Genomic DNA, 20,217 nt, shown 5'->3' with positions numbered 1-20,217 from the left:
TGTCCGTCGTCAGGTATTTGAGACTTCAGGCTGCCTGACTTAAGGAGGGTCTGGCGCATCTGGGTTGAGTTAAGCAGCGGATTGGGCGTGCTGCAAGCGCCGTAGTTTCATGGTCCTCCTTTTGATTTTCTCACGTTCCAGCAGAATGGTCTGGCCGCGGCCCGTATAGACATCTGCCGGAGTGAGATTGTTCAGGCTCTCGTGATAGCGCTGGTGGTTGTAGTAGCCAACGAACGCGTCGATCTGCGCTTCGAGGTCTCCCGGCAGGAAGTAGTTTTCCAGCAGGATGCGGTTTTTCAGGGTCTGATGCCAGCGCTCGATCTTGCCCTGGGTCTGGGGATGATACGGCGCGCCGCGCGTATGCTTCATTCCCTTGTCGGCAAGATACTCAGCCAGATCGCCAGAGATGTAGGAAGGTCCGTTGTCTGAGAGTAGTCTTGGGCGATGGATCACGTTTACTTCATCGAGTCCGGAAGCCTCAAGCGCCAGGTTCAGCGTATCCTGCACATCGCTCGTCGCCATGCCGGTACAGAGCTTCCAGGCAATGATGTAGCGGGAGAAGTCGTCAAGCACGGTGGAGAGATAGAACCATCCCCAGCCGATCACTTTCAGATAGGTGAAGTCGGTCTGCCAGAGCTGGTTCGGCCCGGTGGTCTTCTCCCTGAACTCATCAGCCGCTTTCATCACGATGAAAGCCGGGCTCGTGATCAGGTTGTGCGCCCTCAAAAGCCTGTAAACACTGGCCTCGGAGACGAAGTAGTGCTTCTCATCGGTGAACGTCACCGCCAATTCCCGGGGAGATAGTTCCGGTTGATCCAGGGCCATTTCCAGTACCTGCTGACGCACCTCGTTCGGGATGCGGTTCCAGACCCGGCCGGAGCCGCTGCGCCGATCCTCAAGCCCGGCTTCACCGAACCGCCGGTAAAGGTCATACCAGCGATAGAAGGTCGGACGTGACACGCCGATCTGTTCCAGTGTCTTCTTCACCGGCTGGTGTGATTGTTCGACCAGCCGGATGATCTCCAGCTTCTCAGAGGCAGGGTATCTCATTCGGTATCCTCCCCATCCCCGATCACGCTTTTTTTCAGAATGCGGTTTTCCAGCGTCAGGTCGGCCACGACTTCCTTCAGATCCCGCATCTCGCGCTTCAAGCCGCTCACCTCACCGGACGTCGCCTGGCGCTCGGTATCGCCGGAGAGCCGCCTCTTTCCCGCTTCGAGGAATTCCTTCGACCAGGTGTAATAAAGGCCCTGGGCGATCCCCTCACGCCGACACAGTTCGGCAATCGAATATTCTCCGCGCAGGCCTTCCAGAACAATGCGGATCTTCTCTTCGGCAGAGAATTTGCGCCGGGTCTTACGGCGTATCTCTTTCACATGTTTTTCGGCCGATCCTTCCGGCCCGGATTTCTGTCTCATCTTCGCTCCCTTGGCGGGCTACGATGTGCCAGAAATCCTCCTTAAGCAATTTGGCCGATCTGTCTCATGGTCGCTGACGGGGAACACTTTCTTGATTTAAACCCCTATGGGGTATAAGTGGTAGTCATGAACTTTGTTGTCGCAACTCTCGTGACGGTATTTTTCAGCCTGTCGCAGGTGCTCTGCGCGTGTCCCGTCGATATGTCGGCGACGAATAGCATGGCAACCGAGTTCACCGCTCATTCTCACCAGGCGCCCGCCGATGGGCCTGAGGCGCCCTGCGATGATGAGACTGATCACTGCAAGCTTCAGACAGCAACGGTCGCCCAAGCCGACAAGACGGCGAACCCGGTCCAGCACGTATTAGGCGATACGACGCCCATCGGGCTTGCTACACCCTCATGGCAACACGCATGGAAGCGCGTCGTCAATGTCCGCACGCCCTGGCCTGAGGTCCGAAGTTACCTGCTGCAACAAACGCCAGTCACATTGAAGGTGCGTTCCCTGAGCTGATTTCGTGCGTCGCTGCATTAGCAGCCCGATTGCATAAATTCACCTCATGGAGACGATTATGTTGAACAGACGACGTATGTTGCAGACGGTGCTCGGCACCGGCGCAACCTTGGGGGCAAGCAGCCTCCTGCCCGCTTGGGCAAAATCTTCCAGCAACGGAAACCTTGGTGTGCCCTCACTTTCGGGCACGCGCTTCGACCTCGAAATCGGGCAGTTCCCGGTCAGGCTCAACGGCAAAGTCGGTATGGCAACCGGAATCAATGGCACACTTCCCGGTCCGCTCTTGCGGTTGCGCGAGGGCGATGACGTTACAATGAACGTCACCAACCGGCTTGCCGAAGACACTTCGATCCATTGGCACGGACTGCTTGTCCCCTTCCATATGGACGGCGTGCCGGGCGTCAGCTTCCCGGGCATCAAACCGGGCGAAACGTTCAACTATCAATTCAAGGTGCCGCAAAATGGCACTTACTGGTATCATTCCCATTCTGGTCTGCAGGAACAACTCGGCCATTACGGTCCGATCGTCATAGATCCGGCAGGTACAGACCCAGTGGCTTATGACCGGGAATATGTGCTCGTCCTCAGCGACTGGAGTTTCACGCATCCGCACCGGATCTTCGACAAGCTCAAGAAGAATGCCGAGAGCCTGAATTTCAACCGCCCGACCCTGTCGAACCCAACCGGACTTGGCGGCATGTGGGGGCAGATGCGAATGAGCCCGCGCGATCTCGCAGACGTGACCGGCGAAACCTACACCTACCTGATCAATGGCCATTCGACGGCCGATAATTTCAATATGGTTTTCCAGCCGGGCGAGCGGGTTCGCCTGCGCATTATCAACGCCTCCGCCATGACCCTCTTCAATGTCCGCCTCCCGGGCTTGCCGATGACGGTGGTCCAGGCCGACGGTCTGAATGTCCAGCCGGTTGAGACCGACGAGTTCCAGATGGGCGTGGCCGAGACGTATGATGTCATCATCGCGCCGACCGAAGCGCGCGCCTACGCCTTTGTTGCCGAATCGATCGACCGCTCCGGCCAGGCCGTCGCCACGCTCGGCCCGCGTGCCGGTATGCGGGTCGATGCGCCTGCGCTTCGAGCTGTGCCGATGCTGACCATGCGGGACATGGGAATGGCCCATGGAGACATGGCGGGCATGTCAGGCATGGGGAGAATGGATCATGGTCCGGACACCGCGACGGCCGGGGACGACATGAAAGGCCACGACATGGGTGCCATGTCGATGATGCCCGATCCTCATGGTCCGGCGGTCCAGCCCGTCAAGATTGAAGCAGATATAGAGCGCGGCCCCGGTGTCGCAAAAGTATCAGGCATGACGATGAGCCGCTTGGGCGAACCCGGTCTCGGGCTTGATGATGTCCCCCACCGCACGCTCACCTACAACCAGCTTCGCGCGCTCGACATGAATGAGGACCATCGCCCGCCTGGCCGCGAAATTGTCATTCATCTGACGTCGAACATGGAACGCTACATGTGGTCGTTTGACGGTGTAAAATTCTCCGAGGTAACCGAGTCAATCAAGTTCTACGAGGGTGAACGTGTTCGCCTGACGCTCGTAAACGATACAATGATGCCACACCCGATCCATTTGCACGGCATGTTTTTCGATCTCGTGAATGGCGGTGGTCATCACATGCCGCGCAAGCACACAGTAACGGTCAAGCCTGCAGACAGGGTCAGCGTCGACATCACCGCAGAACATGTCGGTGACTGGGCGTTCCACTGCCATCTGCTTTACCACATGCACGCTGGCATGATGCAGGTCGTCAGCGTCATTCCGCCAGCAGACGATACGACACCAGCTGAAAAAATGCCGGCAGGTCAGATGAATATGCCCATGGACCATCACGGCATGAACCATGGGGAGGGAAAATCATGATGAAACCGAATTTGGCAGCCCCTCTCCTCCTCGGCTTCGCGCTCTACGCGACCGGCAGCGCGTTCGCGGAAGACACAAATCAAACCCCGCCCTGGGATCAGGCCGACGCCATCTACGGCGAGGATGCAATGGCGGACGCTCGCCGGGACGTTCTTGCGGAAGGCGGAGACCAGAAGAGCTTCTACATCCTCTTCAACCAGCTCGAGGCTCAGATGTCTGACGAGGGCGACAGTTTGTACTGGAACGGACAGGCTTGGTATGGGGGCGATATCAACAAGCTCTGGTTCAAGAGCGAGGGCCGCGCCTCTCTGAATGGAGAGGGCGTGGATGATGCCGAGATCCAGGCGCTCTATTCCCGCGCGGTTGCGCCTTTCTGGAATGTTCAGGCGGGCGTTCGCTACGACATCGAACCGGATAGTCTCGCGCATGGGGTCGTCGCACTGAATGGTCTGGCGCCCTACTGGTTCGAAGTCGACGCTTCCGCCTTTCTCAGTGAAAAAGGCGATGTAACGGCCCGCATCGAGGCTGAATATGAGTTGCTCCTGACCCAGCGGTTGATCTTGCAGCCTCGGATCGAAGCAAATCTTTCCGCGCAGGACATACCGGAAAGGGAAACGGGCGCGGGACTTAGCACACTCGATGCCGGCTTGCGGCTTCGTTATGAAATCAGGAGGGAGTTTGCGCCTTATGTCGGCGTCGAATGGCAAAGCGCCTTCGGTGAGACACGCGACATGATCAAAGCCGCAGGCGGTGAAGGCGACGATATCGTCTTTCTCGTGGGCCTGCGGACCTGGTATTAGGAGAACAAAATGGGCGGTTTCATAGAACCCAATATTCACCCCGTGCTGGTGCATTTTACCTATGCCCTCGGCACATCTGCAGCCTTGGCATATGTGGCTGGCCTCCTCGTACCTGCAGGCCGCTGGCGCGACAGCCTTCGACCGGCCGCCGACTGGATGCTGGCATTGGCTGCCTTGGCGGTTCTGGCCACCATCGCGGCCGGGTTTCAGGCCTATTACAGCGTTGCTCACGATGCGCCGTCCCATGAAGCGATGACAACCCATCGCAACTGGGCTGTTCCCACGGGCCTCGCATTACTGGCCCTCGCCGGTTGGCGCTGGCTGAGAAGGGCCTCGTCGCCCGGCCCGGTATTTGCGATCAGTGCCCTGGCGGTGGCAGGTCTTTTGACGGTTACAGCGTGGTGGGGAGGCACAATTGTCTACAAGTACGGACTTGGCGTGCAGACCCTTCCTGAAGCCAGCGGGCCAGGCCACGATCATGATCATGGCGGCGGAGCCGGTCATGGCGACCAAGGCACCGTAAATTCAACAGACGATCATCAAGACGCTCACGGAGCGCCTCCATCCGACACGATGGATGGATCATCGGCGAGCGGCGATGGACATGATCACGACCATACCGACGGTGCAGCTGATCGAGAAATGTCAGGCACGGTCCCCGCCGGACACGACAACTCCGACGGCCATCACGACACCAAACCGGTCTCGACTGATGAACAGGCGATCCTGGATATCATGGCCGCGATCGAAACCGGTTGGGAGACCGGCGATGGCGAACTGTTCCGACAGAACTTTCTCGACTGGTCAGGCGCCCGGTACTTTGAGTCAGGCGGCGAGAATACTGGCCTGCTCGACCTTGTCGAAAATCATGTCGAGCCCGAAAAAGATACCATTCCGGATCTCGAACTCGACTTCTCGAATATAGACGTGCAATTCGAGGGAAGTGACTTTGCATGGGCTGTCGCGGACACAGCGATCAGTGGAACGTTCAGCTCCGATGGCGAACGCCTGGAGCGTATCGGGAAACAAACGGTGCTGTTCCGCAAGGTCGCCGGCACCTGGCAGGTCATTCACACGCACTCGTCCTCCCGTGCGCCGCGATAAGGAGGAAATCCAAACTGCCGCTTGCCGGCCAAGTTGAAAAGCAACCGGCAAGCGGCGATGATATTGAATATACCCCCTAGGGGTATTATACTACGACTGTCCTACTTGCTCTTGCCTGGACCGCTGGAGGTCAGAATGAAAATTATCCCCGTCGGACACTCGCTGTCTCTGTTCCTGCTCGTCAGTTATTTGCTGTGCGTCGGCTGGGGGAGTGTGACGCCGTCCAGCCTTCACATGCATCCAGCATGGCAGGATCTACTGCCCGGATTTGAGTTTGGAACGCTGACTGGTTTCCTGATCGGCCTTGTCGAGAGCTATCTCTATGGCTGGTACATCGCCCTTCTGTTCGTTCCCTTGTTCAACTTCTTCAACCGAAACAGCAGCGCATAAAAGTGATGCATACCCTCATCCTGTGAAGCACTCCTGCTGAAAGAGTCAGAGCCATGACCAACGACACTTCTCACGCCCATTCCGGACATGCGTGCCATCACAACGATCAGGCCGCTCCAGAGAAGCCCGATGATGCCTATGACAAGGTTCCGATCGGCTATGCCGGCACCGTCTGGACCTGTCCCATGCATCCGCAGGTACGCGAAACTGCCAATACAGGCTGCCCGATCTGCGGCATGGCGCTCGAACCGGAAACGGTGACGGCCGAGCAGGATACCAGCGAACTGGATGACATGACGCGGCGCTTCTGGGTCGCCCTTGTCTTCTCGGCGCCACTGCTCGCCTTTGTCATGGGCGAAATGATTCCCGGCAGCCCGCTCAGGCACTGGATTGATCCGACATGGAGTGTCTGGCTTCAGGCCCTGATCGCGACTCCCGTTGTCGTTTGGGCCGGCTGGCCTTTCTTCGTGCGCGGCTGGCAATCCGTGAAGCGACGCAACCTCAACATGTTCACCCTGATCGCGATGGGCGTCGGCGTGGCCTATATTTATTCCCTGGTCGCAACATTCGCGCCCGGCATATTTCCCGATTCATTCCGTGGGCATGGCGGCGCGGTAGCAGTCTACTACGAGGCGGCCGCCGTCATCGTTACGCTGGTTTTACTTGGCCAGGTGCTCGAACTGCGCGCGCGCAACGCCACCTCAGGAGCCATTCGTGCACTGCTGGAGCTTGCCCCTGCTACTGCGCGCAGGATTGCTGACGATGGCAGCGAACAGGATGTCGATCTCGCGGATGTAAAGTCTGGCGACAAGCTGCGGGTCCGGCCAGGTGAGAAGATCCCGGTCGATGGCGAGGTCGTCGACGGCCATGGGTCGGTTGACGAGTCCATGGTCACCGGCGAACCCCTGCCCGTCGAAAAAGCCGCTGGCGCCCGTGTGACCGGCGGCACGGTCAACGGAACCGGGTCGCTCGTTATGAAGGCGACACATGTGGGCGAAGACACGCTCTTGTCCCAGATTGTCCGAATGGTTGCCGCCGCTCAGCGGTCCCGAGCTCCAATCCAGCGGCTCGCTGATCTCGTCGCTGCCTGGTTCGTTCCGGCTGTTATTGGAATTGCAATCCTGACCTTTGTCGTGTGGGCCGTGTTCGGACCCGACCCGGCGATGGCTTTTGCGATCGTGAATGCCGTTGCCGTCCTGATCATCGCATGTCCCTGTGCGCTAGGTCTGGCAACCCCGATGTCGATCATGGTCGGCACGGGCAAGGGCGCGTCCAACGGCATCCTGATCAAGAATGCTGAATCGTTGGAGACGCTTGAGAAGGTCGATACGATCGTGGTCGACAAGACCGGGACGTTGACGCTCGGACGCCCCGAACTGGTACGCGTCCAGCCAGGCGAAGGCTTCGACGAAGCCTCGTTGCTTAGTCTCGTAGCCGCGGTGGAACGTTTGAGCGAGCACCCACTTGCCGACGCGATCGTGCGTGGCGCAAAAGGCAAGGGCGCGCCTCACAAGGATGCGCACGGATTTGAATCCGTCACTGGCGAAGGTGCGCAGGCAAGCGTCGACGGCCAAACCGTCGCCATCGGCAACAGAAAGATGATGCAGCGGATCGGGGGCTGGTCTGACGACCTCGGGACACGCGCTGACCAGTACCGCACCGAAGGCCAGACGGTTATGTTCGCCGCCGTCGACGGAAAACCGGCAGGCCTTGTCTCTGTGGCGGACCCGATCAAGGAGACGACACCGGAAGCCATCAGACGTCTTCATGCCGAAGGGTTGAAGATTGTGATGTTGACAGGTGACAATGAGACGACAGCACGCGCGGTCGCCGACAAGGTCGGCATCGATGAGGTTCACGCCGACGTCTCGCCTGAAGACAAGCATCGGATCGTGTCCGAACTCCAGAAGAACGGTGCCCGCGTGGCCATGTGCGGTGACGGCATAAATGATGCGCCCGCGCTCGCTCAGGCGGATGTCGGAATCGCCATGGGAACCGGAACCGATGTGGCCATGGAGAGTGCCGGTGTAACGCTTGTGAAAGGCGATCTGATCGGGGTCGCAAAGGCCCGGGAGCTCAGCCACGCCACGATGCGCAACATCCGCCAGAACCTGTTCTTCGCGTTCTTCTACAATACGCTTGGCGTGCCGGTTGCCGCTGGCATTCTGTATCCCTTCTTCGGCTTGTTACTGAGCCCGATGATCGCGGCGGCCGCCATGAGTTTCAGCTCCGTATCTGTTATCGGCAACGCCTTGCGGCTGAGAACCCTTAAACTCTAATTTTCCGGAGCACAGACATGTCCAGACCACTTGCTATGAGCGCGCTCGGTGCGCTGATGATTGCAGCCCTGATAGCGGGCGTGATGCTCTTCTCCGCGTCACCCGCAGCCAACGCGCAAACAGTCACTGTACACAAGACGCCATGGTGCGGTTGCTGCGCCGCCTGGGTGGACCACCTGCATGACGAGGGTTTCTACGTCATCGTGAAAGAGGAAGGGGACCTGACACCCATTCGGTCACGGCTTGGTGTTCGGGATGAACTGATGAGTTGCCATACCGCAGAAGTCGACGGATATGTCGTTGAAGGTCACGTTCCCGCTCGGGAAATACGACGCTTGCTCGAAGAAAAGCCTGACGTCAACGGCGTCTCGGTGCCCGGCATGCCGCAAGGCTCTCCCGGCATGGAAACACCGAACGCGCCAGATCGGTATGATGTCATCATCTTCTCTGGAGAGGATGCCAGGACATATGCCTCCTATCGGGGAACGCAATTGGTCTCCGAACAGGCAAGACCATGAGTGAGGATGACTACAAGCAAGGGTCACTGACGCTGGCGGGCACCGTCGCCATGGGGACGGGCGTGATGATCGGTGCCGGCATCTTTGCCCTGACCGGTCAGGTCGCTGAATTTGCAGGCGACCTGTTTCCGCTCGCCTTCCTCACGGCAGCCATCATCAGCGGCTTCAGCGCCTATTCCTATATCAAGGTCTCCAACAAGTATCCTAGCGCCGGCGGCATCGCGATGATACTCCAACGCACTTACGGCCCGTCTACCGTGACCGGAAGCGCCGCCCTGCTGATGGCGTTCTCGATGATCATCAATGAAAGCCTGGTCGCCCGCACGTTCGGTACGTACACGCTGCAGCTGTTTGGCGTCGAGGGCGGCATATTCGTCCCCTTGCTGGCAATCGGACTGATTATCCTGGCTTTCGTGATAAATATTGCCGGTAATCAGGTGATCGGCGGCGTATCGAAGGTCACGGCTATTCTCAAGATTGGTGGCATACTGATTTTCGCGCTTATTGCGATCTGGGCTGCCGGATTCAGCTTCCAGCCAGCAGCAGACGGTTTCGCTGACAGCACATCTGCCGGTGGGTTCCTGGCCGGCGTCGCGCTCGCCATCCTGGCCTATAAGGGATTCACCACCATCACGAACAGTGGCGACGAGGTGAAGCAACCGACCCGCAATGTCGGGCGGGCCATCATGATCTCGCTTGCGATCTGCACTTTCATCTATCTCCTTGTCTGTTTCGCTGTCGGATCAACCCTCACTGTCTCGGAGATTGTTGCGGCGAAGGACTATGCTCTCGCCGAAGCGGCCCGGCCAGCACTTGGAAACTATGGATTGTGGTTCACAGTAACGATTGCGATCATCGCGACAGCTTCAGGCCTGCTTGCCAGCTTGTTTGCCGTCTCCCGCATGCTCGCCATGCTGACCGACATGAACCTGATTCCGCATAGACATTTCGGCATGCCCGGAACGGTACAGCGTCATACGCTCGTCTATACGGTTGTGGCTGCCGGATTGCTCGCGGCTTTCTTCGATCTCAGTCGCATCGCTTCGCTTGGCGCAATCTTCTATCTGGTCATGGATATCATCATCCATTGGGGCGTCTTCCGGCATTTGAGAAAGGATGTCGGCGCCGCACCTGCAATCCTTATCTGTGCGATAGCGCTCGATGCCGTCGTCCTGATCGCCTTCCTCCTCCTGAAGTGGCAAGCCGATCCAGTCATCATCCTGATCGCGGCTTTCGGCATGGTTGTAGTCTTTTCATTCGAGCATTTCTTTCTGAAACGTCTCCGCGACAATCCTCCCGGAGAGGAGTCCGGAAACAACCAGCACAAAGCCCATTCATGATCATTGCAACCTTGATCGGACTGCTCACTTTTGTGCTGGCAAGCACGGTGCATTATCTCGCACTGGCGCATCTGCACCGACGCCTGAACCATGAAGCGCGTTCAGGTCTCCCGATCGTTGTTTCGGGTATCGTAGGTGCAGGCCTGGCGCACCTCGCTGAGGCAGCGCTCTATGCAACCAGCTTTACGCTACTGGATGCCTTTGACTTGGGTGGTTTCAAGGGCGGCGAAGCGGACGGGTTCATGGACATATTCTATTTCTCCCTCGTCAACTACACATCGCTTGGGCTGGGCGATATCTATCCAACCGGACATTCGCGGTTCCTGGCGGGACTGGAATCACTCAATGGTTTCCTGCTGATTTCGTGCTCGGCATCCTTCATTTTCCTCCTGATGCGAAACCAAATGGATGGTCCAACTTCAGGCGGAATTCAAGCATCGGATTAACTCGGAACCTGTTCACACACTTCTCCGTTAGTCGTGGAAATACCCCACCACTGTATAAGGAGGATGTTGAAAGTGGATATGAAGAACAGTTATTGGCGGTTTGGCGCAATGATCATCACATCGATGATCGTGATGTTTGGGCTGATGTACCTCAACACCTATGCGTGGGAGCATGTTCGCTGGAGCGAAACGCGCTTCTACATGGCCTTCATCATGGGCGCCGCGATGGCCGTCGTGATGCTGAGCTTCATGCTCAACATGTACAAGGACAGCCGGATCAATTTCGGCATTTTCATTGGCGCTGCGGTCGTGTTCGTCCTGGCCCTCTGGCTGGTGCGCAGCCAGAGCACTGTCGACGACCGGTCCTACATGAAAGCGATGATCCCCCACCACTCCATTGCCATCATGACAAGTGAACGCGCCGGCATCGAGGATGTCCGTGTGCGCGAGCTTGCCGACGAGATCATCACGGCGCAGCGCCGCGAGATCAAGGAAATGGAATGGCTGATTTCCGACATCGCGGAGAATGGCCCGGCATCGACGGAAAGGGAGGCGGCGAGCCGCCCCGTTCCCCCCTTTGAAGGCACGCTCAATCCAGACGACGCTGCCGGGGCAGCCATCGCGGAGGACTAACGCGCCTTCCACGTCCAGTCAGACCCATTCGATCCCGAAAAGGAGCGAAACAGAATGAGACTTGAAAAGATCAAGACACAGGGCCTTGCCCACCTTTCCTACTTCCTGAGCGCCGATGGCGAAGCTGCGGTCATCGATCCGCGGCGTGACATCGACATCTATCTGGACCTCGCCCGTGAGGAAGGCTCTGTCATCAAGCACGTCTTCGAAACCCACCGGAACGAGGACCTGCTCTCAGGCGCCCCTGTCCTGAAGGAAGAGACTGGCGCAAAGGTCTGGCACGGGCCGAACCCTGAAAAGCCGATCCAGTATGCAGCCGAGACGCGGGAAGGCGACACGTTCGAGATTGGCGGCGCGCTCCTGAAGGTGCTTGAAACGCCCGGGCACACCGACGACAGCCTGTCCTACGTGCTTTATGACAAGAGCTTTGAGGAAGGCCCGGTTGGCGTGTTCACGGGCGATGCCCTGTTCATTGGCGATGTCGGGCGCACGGACTTCTATCCCGACCGCAAACGCGAAGTCGCCGGCCTGCTCTATGACAGCCTGGAGAAACTGATGAGGCTCGGCGACCAGTGCCTCGTCTATCCCGCGCATGGCGCCGGTTCGGTTTGTGGCTCGGGCATGGCCGACCGGGAGTTTTCCTCCATCGGCCATGAAAAGCTCAACAATCCGAGCCTGCAGATCGATGACCGGGAGGCTTTCATCGACGCCAAGGTAGCCGAGAACCACTACATCCCGCCATACTTCCGGCGCATGGAAGAGGGCAATATGGAAGGCACCGAAGCTGCGCCGCCGGCGCCCCTGCCCGCTTCCCCGGCCAGGTTGCTCGATCCGGGCGATGCGGTCTGCCTCGATGTCCGTGGCATATTCGACTTTGCCGGCGGACACCGCACGGGCTCGCTCTGCATCCCGGATGACATGCTTGCCGCCTTCGCGGGCTGGTTGCTGCCAGGCGACAAACCGGTGCTGCTGGTAGCGCGCGATGACGACCAGGCGGTCGATGCGGCCACCACGCTTCAGCGGATCGGCTTCGACAATGTGAGCGGATTTGTCAGCGGCGCCATGCCCGTGGCGGTCCAGAACGGCCCGCTCGACACACTCGACTTCGTCGATACCGAAACCGTCGCCGCGCGCGTAGACAACCCGCCGGCTGGCTGGACCCTGCTCGATGTCCGGGCCATCGACGAATATGAGAGCGGCCATATCAAGGACAGCAAGCACGCTTATGTCGGCAAGCTGCCTGATGCGGCCAGTGACCTCGACCCGGACAAGCCCGTCACCGTCATGTGCGGAAGCGGCGCCCGGGCCACCATTGCCGCCTCGCAGCTCATGCGGAAGGGGTTCTCCGAGGTCGATGTCTATATCGGCTCGATGAAGGCGTGGACCGCAGCTGGAAATGCCATTGAGTGATGACTGTCAGTCCATCTTGGGCTGAACCTTTCGTTTCTGACGCATGAAGAGACTGGAAATTGCTTCACGAGGTCCCCATATGGATACCCTGTATGGGGTATTTGCCATGAAGACTGAAACCAAAGAGGCCGCGACCCGAAGGCTTGCCCGCATCGAGGGACAAGTGCGCGGCATCACGAAGATGGTGTCCGACGATCGGTATTGTATTGATGTCATTCGTCAGGTGCAGGCTGTGAAGGCCGCGCTTGTCGGCCTCGAGGCCGTTATCCTGGATGACCATATCGCAACGTGTGTGGATCATGCCCTGACCGGAAGCAATGTCGATGACCGGCGTGAAAAGGTCGAGGAACTTGTTGCTGTGCTTGGTGGCCGCAAGAAGTAGCGGCCTCACAGTTTGTTGAAATGAAAGTTTTAATCTTTTCACGTATTTGAACAATGATGCAGTTTGTGACCCGCCTCCTGACACTGTTTGCCGCTGCCTTCATGGCGGCTCATCCGGTCATGGCGTGTCCATTGATGGTCGGGACCTCCGAAACCGCGCCGACTGAAATGAGCAGCAATCACCCCTGTAATGACATGGCGATGGAAGCCATGGCCGACACCGGGCATACAGATCAGGCATCATCGTCTGATTGCCCCGCGGGATACGACTGTGCACCCATGCTTATCCAGGCGCACAGTGACGCCAATCCAGTTGCACCTGTTGCGAATGTAGACGCAGAATTTGCTGCGGTTCTCGCTAACCCACCAAAGGCATTCCTGCCAGAGCGCGAAACGCTAAAGACCGGGCCTCCACCTCGGCTGGATATCGTCCAGCACACGCCAATATCGCTAAAGCAGCGCTTCCTGAATTGAGAGCGATGACCTGCGGCCGCCACAGCAGCCCGTCGTCATCGCTTCTCACAATTCAGAAGAGCCCGTTTTATCATGCCCCACATTTCAAGAATGCTGCTGGTCGCAGCGTTTGCCGCTGTGCCCCTGGCGGCGGTTGCCAACGCTCAGAGCTTTGCCGAGCTTGAAGCCCGTCTCGAGGCCCATCCAAGCCTCTCCGCTCTCGGTTACGATGCCGAGGCCGACCGGGAGCGTGCTGTCGCCTCAACCGCACTCCCCGACCCCGTCGTATCCCTCGGGATCAACAACTTTCCGATTTTCGATCCCTCATTCGACAGTTACTTGCCGACCAATAAAGCCGTTGGTATCCGGCAACAATTTCCGAGCTTCGCGGGCCGTGAAGCCCGCGCCGGTGAAGCCCGGGCGATGTCAGCACAGACCGAGGCGGTTCGCGATGCCCGTTATGCGGCCTTGCGCGCCGAACTCATCGCTCTTCTCGCTGACAAGACTAGACTGACCAGGCAGAGATCCCTCGCCGAAGCGCGAAACGCCAAATACGACGAGCTTGTCGACATTGTCGAGGCCGAGATCGATGCGGGCCGCCCGGCCGTCTATCGCCTTGCCGAAATTGAAAGCGAACGGGCAGAAGTTTCCCGGACGCTTGTTGATCTTGACCGGCAGGAAGCCGAGACCGATGCGCGCCTGATCGAACTCGTCGGACTGGTCCCTTCGACCGGCCTCCCTCCCCTGACTGAAAGAGACTGGTCCGGCGCAGCGCTTGAGTTCCACACCGTACGCATTGCCGACGCGGCCGTCCGCGTTACCGATTACGGTATCGACGAGGCCCGCGCGGCCTGGAAGCCAGAATGGGGGGCCCAGCTCACCTATCAACAGCGCGATGAAGGCGCGATGTTCGCGGGGGATGACTGGGTCTCCGGTATGGTGACTTTTACGGTTCCGCTCTGGGCCGAAAGGAAGCAGGCACCGAACTTGCGCGCCGCAAAGGCTGAGCGGGCCGGCGCCGAGCAACGCTACCAGGCTGCCGCGCGGAATGCGGCGGCCCAGTATGCGTCCCGGGACGCCATTATACGCGCGGCCGATGCCAGTATCGACGTGCTGCAGGTCAAGATTGCTGCCGTCGAAGACGAAGTCGAGGCCCAGCTGATTGCTTATGAATCCGGTGTTGGCGGTTATGCGCCGATCATCGACGGCGAGATCGCCATTCTCAAACTCCGGGCGGAAATCGAAGCTGAAACGGCCCGCAAGGCCGCTGCGATCGCACGCCTGAATGCCCTCCTGGTGACACAATGAAAAAGACATTCCTGATAATGGGCACCGCATCTGCCGCCCTCTTGCTCGCCGCATGCGGCGCACCGGGCGGATCACCGGGCGGCCAGGGTGAAAAACCGAACGCCTCGAGCGAGACGCAACGATACACCTGCCCCATGCACCCGCACTATATTTCGACCGATCCGGACGGCACCTGCCCGATCTGTGGCATGGACCTGGTGCCTGCCGACAAGACCCAGGAACCGACGAGCTCAACAGGGGAAATCCTGTACTACAAGCATCCCATGGGTAAGCCGGACACCTCGCCTGTTCCGAAAAAGGATTCCATGGGCATGGATTACATCCCGGTTTATGCCGATGACACCGGATCGGGCGTGGCCGTCTCGCCGGAAATGATCCAGACCATGGGGATCCGGACATCACCTGCCGAGACCAGGGATTTCAGCCGTGTACTGAGAGCCTTCGGCACGGTCGAGACCAATGAACGGCTCGAAAATGTTACCGTCTCGCGGCTAGAAGGCTGGATTGAGAATCTGGCGGTCAATGCCGAGGGCGACACCGTCCGCCCCGGCAGTCTCCTCTACCGGATCTACAGTCCGGACCTGATCGCCGCGCAGAAAGATTATCTGAACTCGTTCAGGATCGGTAACGAAGCGCGCATCGCGTCGGTTCGCCAGCGCCTGCGCTCCCTTGGCATGCAGAATGCGGCCATCGACCGGCTGACCGAAACCCGCCAGGTCATTGAACGTGTTCCGGTTTACGCAGAAGCCGGCGGCACGGTTGCCGAGCTCCAGGTCCGCAATGGCGACTATGTCAAACCCGGCACGCCTATATTACGCCTGCAATCCTATGCCGATGTCTGGGTCATTGCCTCGGTGCCGGAGAGCGATTTGCCTCTGGTGGAAACAGGCATGCAGGCCGAACTCGATTTTCCGAGCGCGCCCGATGCCCCCGGTAAAGGCCAGGTCGACTATATCTATCCGACAATCGACCCGAAAACCCGTACAGCCGACGTCCGGATCGAAGTGGACAATGTGTCGGGCTATCTTCGCCCGGGCGCCTATGCGGACATAAGGCTGAATATCGGCGGCCGACCGCGTCTTTCGGTTCCAAGTGAAGCCATTCTGCTTGGTAGCGAGGGCGCCCGTGTCGTCATCGCCGAAGGCAATGGCCGCTTCTCCGGACGCGCCGTGCAAACCGGGATTTCGGCCAATGGCCGGACCGAAATCCTGTCGGGTCTGGAAAGTGGCGACATGGTCGTCGCCAGCGGGCAGTTCCTGCTCGATAGCGAAGCCAACCTGAAAGAAGGTCTTGCCAAGCTGGAAGCTCCGGATGCGAGCGCGGCCAGTCCGGAAACACCGCTCTCCGATATTCCGGTGGACAGTAAAGCCCTCGCCGAAATCGATCACTTCACTGACATGGCGCTCTACTTCCACGAGGCCCTGAGAGACGGGTATGACATCGATCCGCTATTCGTGGACCCGGCGCTCGCCCTGGTGCCAGTGCTGCGGGACCGTTACGCGAACACGAAACTGGCACCGGTCATGGATGCTACGCAAACCGCTCTCGCCGCCGCGCAGGACGCCACGGACCGCGAAGACCTTGCCACACAACTCTCAGACCTGGTCGAGGCCTTGAAACCCTGGCTGCTGGAAGGCGCACCTCAGCATTACAGCGAGGCTGGTCTGGTGCTCTACCGGGACACCGCAACGGGCCGGTACTGGCTGCAGGAAGAAGCGAAACCAGCCAATCCGTACAGCGCAGATGGAGCCGAACGGATTGACTGGCCCAACCCGATGGCCGGCATGTCGATGACGACCAATGACGGCGAGACTGGCGCTGACCAGGCCCCTGGGCATTCGGGGGACAGTCATGACTGAACGAAACGACAGAAACCTCGCGGGGCAAGACCCCTCCAAATCATGGGTGGCAAAGCTGATCTCCTGGTCGGTTTCCAACCAGCTCATCGTCCTCATGCTCGCCGCTGCACTGGCTGTGACCGGGTGGATGGCGATCCAGCGCACGCCGCTCGATGCAGTGCCGGACCTGACAGATACCCAGGTCATCATTCGCACCGATTTTCCGGGCCAGAGCCCGCAGATTGTCGAGGACCTCGTCACCTATCCACTATCGACGAACCTTCTCGGTCTGCCGAAGACCAAGGACGTGCGCGGCTCCTCAATGTTCGGCACCAGTTTTGTGTATGTCATATTTGACGATGATGTTGACCTCTACTGGGCCCGCTCGCGCGTTCTCGAAGCCTTGTCCCGGCTGGGATCCGAACTCCCGGAAGGCGCCGTACCCCAGATCGGACCGGATGCAACCGGCGTTGGCTGGGTCTATCAGTATGCCTTGGTCGACAAGACCGGCAAGACCGATCTCGCCGAGCTGCGTTCACTGCAGGACTGGTTCCTGAAACTTGAACTCGCCGGAGTGGAAGGGGTCTCTGAAGTCGCTTCGGTCGGCGGTTTTGTCCGGGAATACCAGGTGCTACTCGATCCCAATCGCCTGAGAAGTTACGACCTGTCGATCACCCGTATCCGTGACGCGGTCCGCGCCGCCTCGAGCGAGGTCGGTGGCCGCGTGCTCGAACAGGGCGAAACGGAATATGTCATCCGCTCATCAGGCTATGTCGATGAGAAACTTGATCTCGAACAGGTCGTGGTCAAGGCAGAGGATGGCACCCCCGTCCAGCTGAGCCATGTCGCCCGGATTGTCGAAGGCCCGGCCCTCCGGCGCGGCATTGTCGAACTCAATGGCGAAGGCGAAACTGTGTCCGGCATCGTGGTGATGCGCGATGGCGAGAATGCGCTGTCGGTGATCGAACGTGTGAAGGAGAAACTTCATAGTCTCCAGCGCGGGCTGCCAGAAGGCGTCGAGATTGTCACTGTGTATGACCGCGCGCCTCTCATCGAGGGTTCGGTCGATTATCTGAAAGACAAGCTGATCGAGGAAGGCTTCGCGGTTGCTCTCGTCATTCTGATCTTCCTCCTCCATGTACGGTCGTCTCTGGTTGCCATCATCACCTTGCCGCTCGGAGTGCTCGGCGCGTTCCTGATCATGTCCTGGCAAGGTGTCACAGCGAACATCATGTCACTTGGCGGGATCGCCATCGCGATCGGCGCCATGGTCGACGCCTCGATTGTGCTTGTCGAGAATGCCAGCCGGAAACTGGCGGATCTGGGACCGAAACCCGATCCGAGCGTGCGCCGCCAAGCGCTGGTCGAGTCGGCTCAGGAAGTCGGCCCCGGCATATTCTTTTCACTCCTCATCATCACGGTCTCCTTCCTGCCGGTCTTTGCCCTGACCGGTCAGAGCTTCAGGCTCTTCAGTCCTCTCGCCTATACCAAGACCTATGCGATGGCCTTCGCGGCCATTCTGTCGGTGACACTTGTCCCGGTTCTGATGCTGTACCTGATGCGGGGTCGGTTCCGGCGCGAGGAAGCCAATCCCCTGAACGCCTTCTTCGTCTGGGCCTACAAACCGCTGCTCCATCTAGCCCTGAGGTTCAAATGGATCACGGTCGCCCTTGCGCTCGCGCTGACGGCCACCGTCATCGTGCCGGTCCAGAGGATCGGCTCGGAATTCATGCCGGCCCTTTATGAAGGCGAGCTCCTCTACATGCCGACCACCCTGCCCGGCGTGTCATCCACCAAGATGCGGGAGATTCTTGGCCAGACAAACCGCGTCATCAAGACCGTGCCAGAAGTCGATCGTGTCTTCGGCAAGGCCGGGCGCGCCGATACCGCAACCGATCCAGCGCCACTCACCATGATCGAGACCTGGATCAAGCTGAAACCGAAGGAGGATTGGCGGCCAGGTGTGACGGTCGAGGACATCACCGATGAGCTCGATGCCAAGCTGCAAATGCCCGGCCTCGTGAATTCATGGGGCTATCCGATCAAGATTCGCATGGACATGGTTTCAACAGGTGTGCGCACGCCCATTGGCATCAAGGTTACGGGCGATGATCTGACAGAGATTGAGACCATTGCCCGGGACATAGAAGCGGCCATTTCGGACGTACCCGGAACGCGCTCGGCCTTCGCCGACAGGGTCATGGGCGGAAAATATCTCGAGATCACGCCGGATAGGGGCGAACTCGCCCGGCGGAATATCGACATGGCAGCCTTCCAGTCCGTGATCCAAACCGCCCTGGGCGGCATGACACTCTCCCAGTCTGTCGAGGGCCGGGAACGCTATGACATCATCCTGCGCTATGATCGGCCATTTCGTGAGAGTGCCACAGACCTGGAAGAGATACTCGTGCCCGCCCCGTCCGGCGCCCATATCCCTCTCAGCGAACTGGCGGACATTTCCTATGCGGAAGGCCCGCCAATGATCCGATCGGAAAATGCCAGGCTGACTGGCTGGGTTTTCGTCGATATCGCGGACCGGGACATGGGCAGCTATGTTGCAGACGCCGGACAGGTGATTGCCAACGCCGTCGACCTGCCTGCGGGATATGCGGTGGAGTTCTCCGGACAGTATGAACAGATGCAGGAAGCGAATGCGCGGCTGAAGATCGCCATTCCAGCTGCGATTGCACTGATCCTCCTGCTGCTGATGCTACATTTCGGTCGGCTCGACCGGACCCTGATCATCATGGCCAGCCTGCCATTCGGCCTGGTCGGCGGAATGTGGGCCGTCTGGTTGGCAGGCTACAATCTGTCAGTAGCCGTCGCGGTCGGTTTCATCGCCCTGGGCGGCATCGCGGTCGAGACAGCCGTCGTGATGCTGCTCTATATCGACGCGGAAGTCCGCAAGGCGAACCCGTCTGACAGGAGCCAGCTTTTCGCAGCTGTCAGCAAGGGCGCGGCCATGCGCGTCAGGCCGAAGTTGATGACGGTCACGACCATTTTTGCAGGTCTTGCCCCGATCTTCCTGACCGACGGCCTCGGATCGGACGTCATGCGCCGGATTGCCCTGCCCATGCTTGGCGGCATGGCCTCAACCCTCATCCTCTCCCTGATCGTGATCCCGGCCATCTACTACATCCGGGTCGGGCTGCAGATTCCATCAGATTTACCCCGGGCCGAACCGGATAACCGGGCCGGCTCATTCACCCCCGAAAGAGAAAAACCATGACGAGACACCTGTTGAAAATTCCGCTTTTGTTTCCACTGCTTCTGAGTAGCGCCATGCTGCCGGCGGCCGCGCAGGATCGCTCATCAGGCAGAATGATGATCGACGGCGGCATGATGGGTGGCGGCCTGTTCGGCACGGTGTTCGTGCTGCTTGCTGTGCTCCTCCTCCTGCTCGGGATCGCTGCCCTCATCAAATATCTGAGGTCGAAATAATAGTCCCGTGTCCATCCACCCTATTCCCCCGTCCCGGCGCGCATC

The 20,217-nt window shown here is 59.1% G+C and carries 18 protein-coding genes; 17 read left to right on the top strand and 1 reads right to left on the bottom strand.

All coding sequences use genetic code 11. The features are described 5' to 3' along the window. Positions 1–69: 69 nt before the first annotated feature. Positions 70–1,418, bottom strand: a protein-coding gene (locus B8746_RS01210) for an IS3 family transposase (protein WP_095380815.1) whose coding sequence is annotated in 2 segments (ribosomal slippage) — positions 70–1,085 and positions 1,085–1,418 — 1,350 coding nt in all. Because the reading frame shifts where the segments join, the coding sequence is not laid out codon by codon here. 126 nt (positions 1,419–1,544) lie between these two features. Here B8746_RS01210 and B8746_RS01205 point away from each other — a divergent pair. The 17 genes from B8746_RS01205 (at position 1,545) to B8746_RS01125 (ending at position 20,172) form a co-directional block, all read left to right on the top strand. Continuing rightward, positions 1,545–1,931 (top strand): hypothetical protein, encoded by a 387-nt coding sequence (locus B8746_RS01205; protein ID WP_034813575.1) that lies wholly within the window; start codon positions 1,545–1,547, stop codon positions 1,929–1,931. Between the two features lie 58 nt (positions 1,932–1,989). Then, on the top strand, positions 1,990–3,831 hold the full coding sequence (locus tag B8746_RS01200; RefSeq protein ID WP_084391414.1) for a copper resistance system multicopper oxidase: 1,842 nt from the start codon (positions 1,990–1,992) through the stop codon (positions 3,829–3,831). Then, complete coding sequence (locus B8746_RS01195; RefSeq protein WP_034813580.1) at positions 3,828–4,631, top strand: copper resistance protein B; 804 nt, start codon at positions 3,828–3,830, stop codon at positions 4,629–4,631. The genes B8746_RS01200 and B8746_RS01195 overlap by 4 nt, the downstream gene beginning before the upstream one ends. A 9-nt stretch (positions 4,632–4,640) precedes the next feature. Further along, positions 4,641–5,735 (top strand): DUF2231 domain-containing protein, encoded by a 1,095-nt coding sequence (locus B8746_RS01190; RefSeq protein WP_084391413.1) that lies wholly within the window; start codon positions 4,641–4,643, stop codon positions 5,733–5,735. A 135-nt stretch (positions 5,736–5,870) separates the two neighbouring features. Continuing rightward, positions 5,871–6,125, top strand: coding sequence for a hypothetical protein (locus B8746_RS01185; protein WP_034798659.1), 255 nt, complete (start codon positions 5,871–5,873; stop codon positions 6,123–6,125). A 53-nt stretch (positions 6,126–6,178) separates the two neighbouring features. Beyond that, positions 6,179–8,404 (top strand): copper-transporting P-type ATPase, encoded by a 2,226-nt coding sequence (locus B8746_RS01180; RefSeq protein ID WP_084391412.1) that lies wholly within the window; start codon positions 6,179–6,181, stop codon positions 8,402–8,404. 17 nt (positions 8,405–8,421) lie between these two features. Then, positions 8,422–8,922 carry a DUF411 domain-containing protein gene (locus B8746_RS01175; protein ID WP_084391411.1) on the top strand — a complete coding sequence of 167 codons (501 nt, stop codon included), beginning with the start codon at positions 8,422–8,424 and terminating at the stop codon, positions 8,920–8,922. Further along, positions 8,919–10,262, top strand: coding sequence for an APC family permease (locus B8746_RS01170; protein WP_034827462.1), 1,344 nt, complete (start codon positions 8,919–8,921; stop codon positions 10,260–10,262). The genes B8746_RS01175 and B8746_RS01170 overlap by 4 nt, the downstream gene beginning before the upstream one ends. Next, a complete protein-coding gene (locus tag B8746_RS01165; protein ID WP_034827464.1) occupies positions 10,259–10,708 on the top strand; it encodes an ion channel in 450 nt (149 codons plus the stop codon). The genes B8746_RS01170 and B8746_RS01165 overlap by 4 nt, the downstream gene beginning before the upstream one ends. Positions 10,709–10,786: 78 nt before the next feature. Then, on the top strand, positions 10,787–11,341 hold the full coding sequence (locus B8746_RS01160) for a DUF305 domain-containing protein (protein WP_034827488.1): 555 nt from the start codon (positions 10,787–10,789) through the stop codon (positions 11,339–11,341). A gap of 54 nt (positions 11,342–11,395) precedes the next feature. Beyond that, positions 11,396–12,751 carry an MBL fold metallo-hydrolase gene (locus B8746_RS01155; RefSeq protein WP_034827466.1) on the top strand — a complete coding sequence of 452 codons (1,356 nt, stop codon included), beginning with the start codon at positions 11,396–11,398 and terminating at the stop codon, positions 12,749–12,751. 106 nt (positions 12,752–12,857) lie between these two features. Then, the gene (locus B8746_RS01150; protein ID WP_034798806.1) at positions 12,858–13,133 is read left to right on the top strand and encodes a metal-sensitive transcriptional regulator; all 276 of its coding nucleotides are present in this window, start codon (positions 12,858–12,860) and stop codon (positions 13,131–13,133) included. A gap of 56 nt (positions 13,134–13,189) precedes the next feature. Next, on the top strand, positions 13,190–13,606 hold the full coding sequence (locus B8746_RS01145) for a hypothetical protein (protein ID WP_198943684.1): 417 nt from the start codon (positions 13,190–13,192) through the stop codon (positions 13,604–13,606). 72 nt (positions 13,607–13,678) lie between these two features. Further along, on the top strand, positions 13,679–14,893 hold the full coding sequence (locus B8746_RS01140) for a TolC family protein (protein ID WP_034827470.1): 1,215 nt from the start codon (positions 13,679–13,681) through the stop codon (positions 14,891–14,893). Then, positions 14,890–16,752, top strand: coding sequence for an efflux RND transporter periplasmic adaptor subunit (locus B8746_RS01135; RefSeq protein WP_034827472.1), 1,863 nt, complete (start codon positions 14,890–14,892; stop codon positions 16,750–16,752). Before B8746_RS01140 ends, B8746_RS01135 begins: the two co-directional genes overlap by 4 nt. Then, entirely contained in the window at positions 16,745–19,960 is a 3,216-nt protein-coding gene (locus tag B8746_RS01130; RefSeq protein ID WP_084391410.1) for an efflux RND transporter permease subunit, read from the top strand. The genes B8746_RS01135 and B8746_RS01130 overlap by 8 nt, the downstream gene beginning before the upstream one ends. Then, entirely contained in the window at positions 19,957–20,172 is a 216-nt protein-coding gene (locus B8746_RS01125; RefSeq protein ID WP_084391409.1) for a hypothetical protein, read from the top strand. The genes B8746_RS01130 and B8746_RS01125 overlap by 4 nt, the downstream gene beginning before the upstream one ends. Positions 20,173–20,217: the final 45 nt, after the last annotated feature.

This window comes from Henriciella pelagia (assembly GCF_002088945.1).
GTDB lineage: Bacteria > Pseudomonadota > Alphaproteobacteria > Caulobacterales > Hyphomonadaceae > Henriciella > Henriciella pelagia.
Note: the sequence above shows the minus strand (reverse complement) of the source record. Positions and strands in the feature narration are given on the sequence as shown.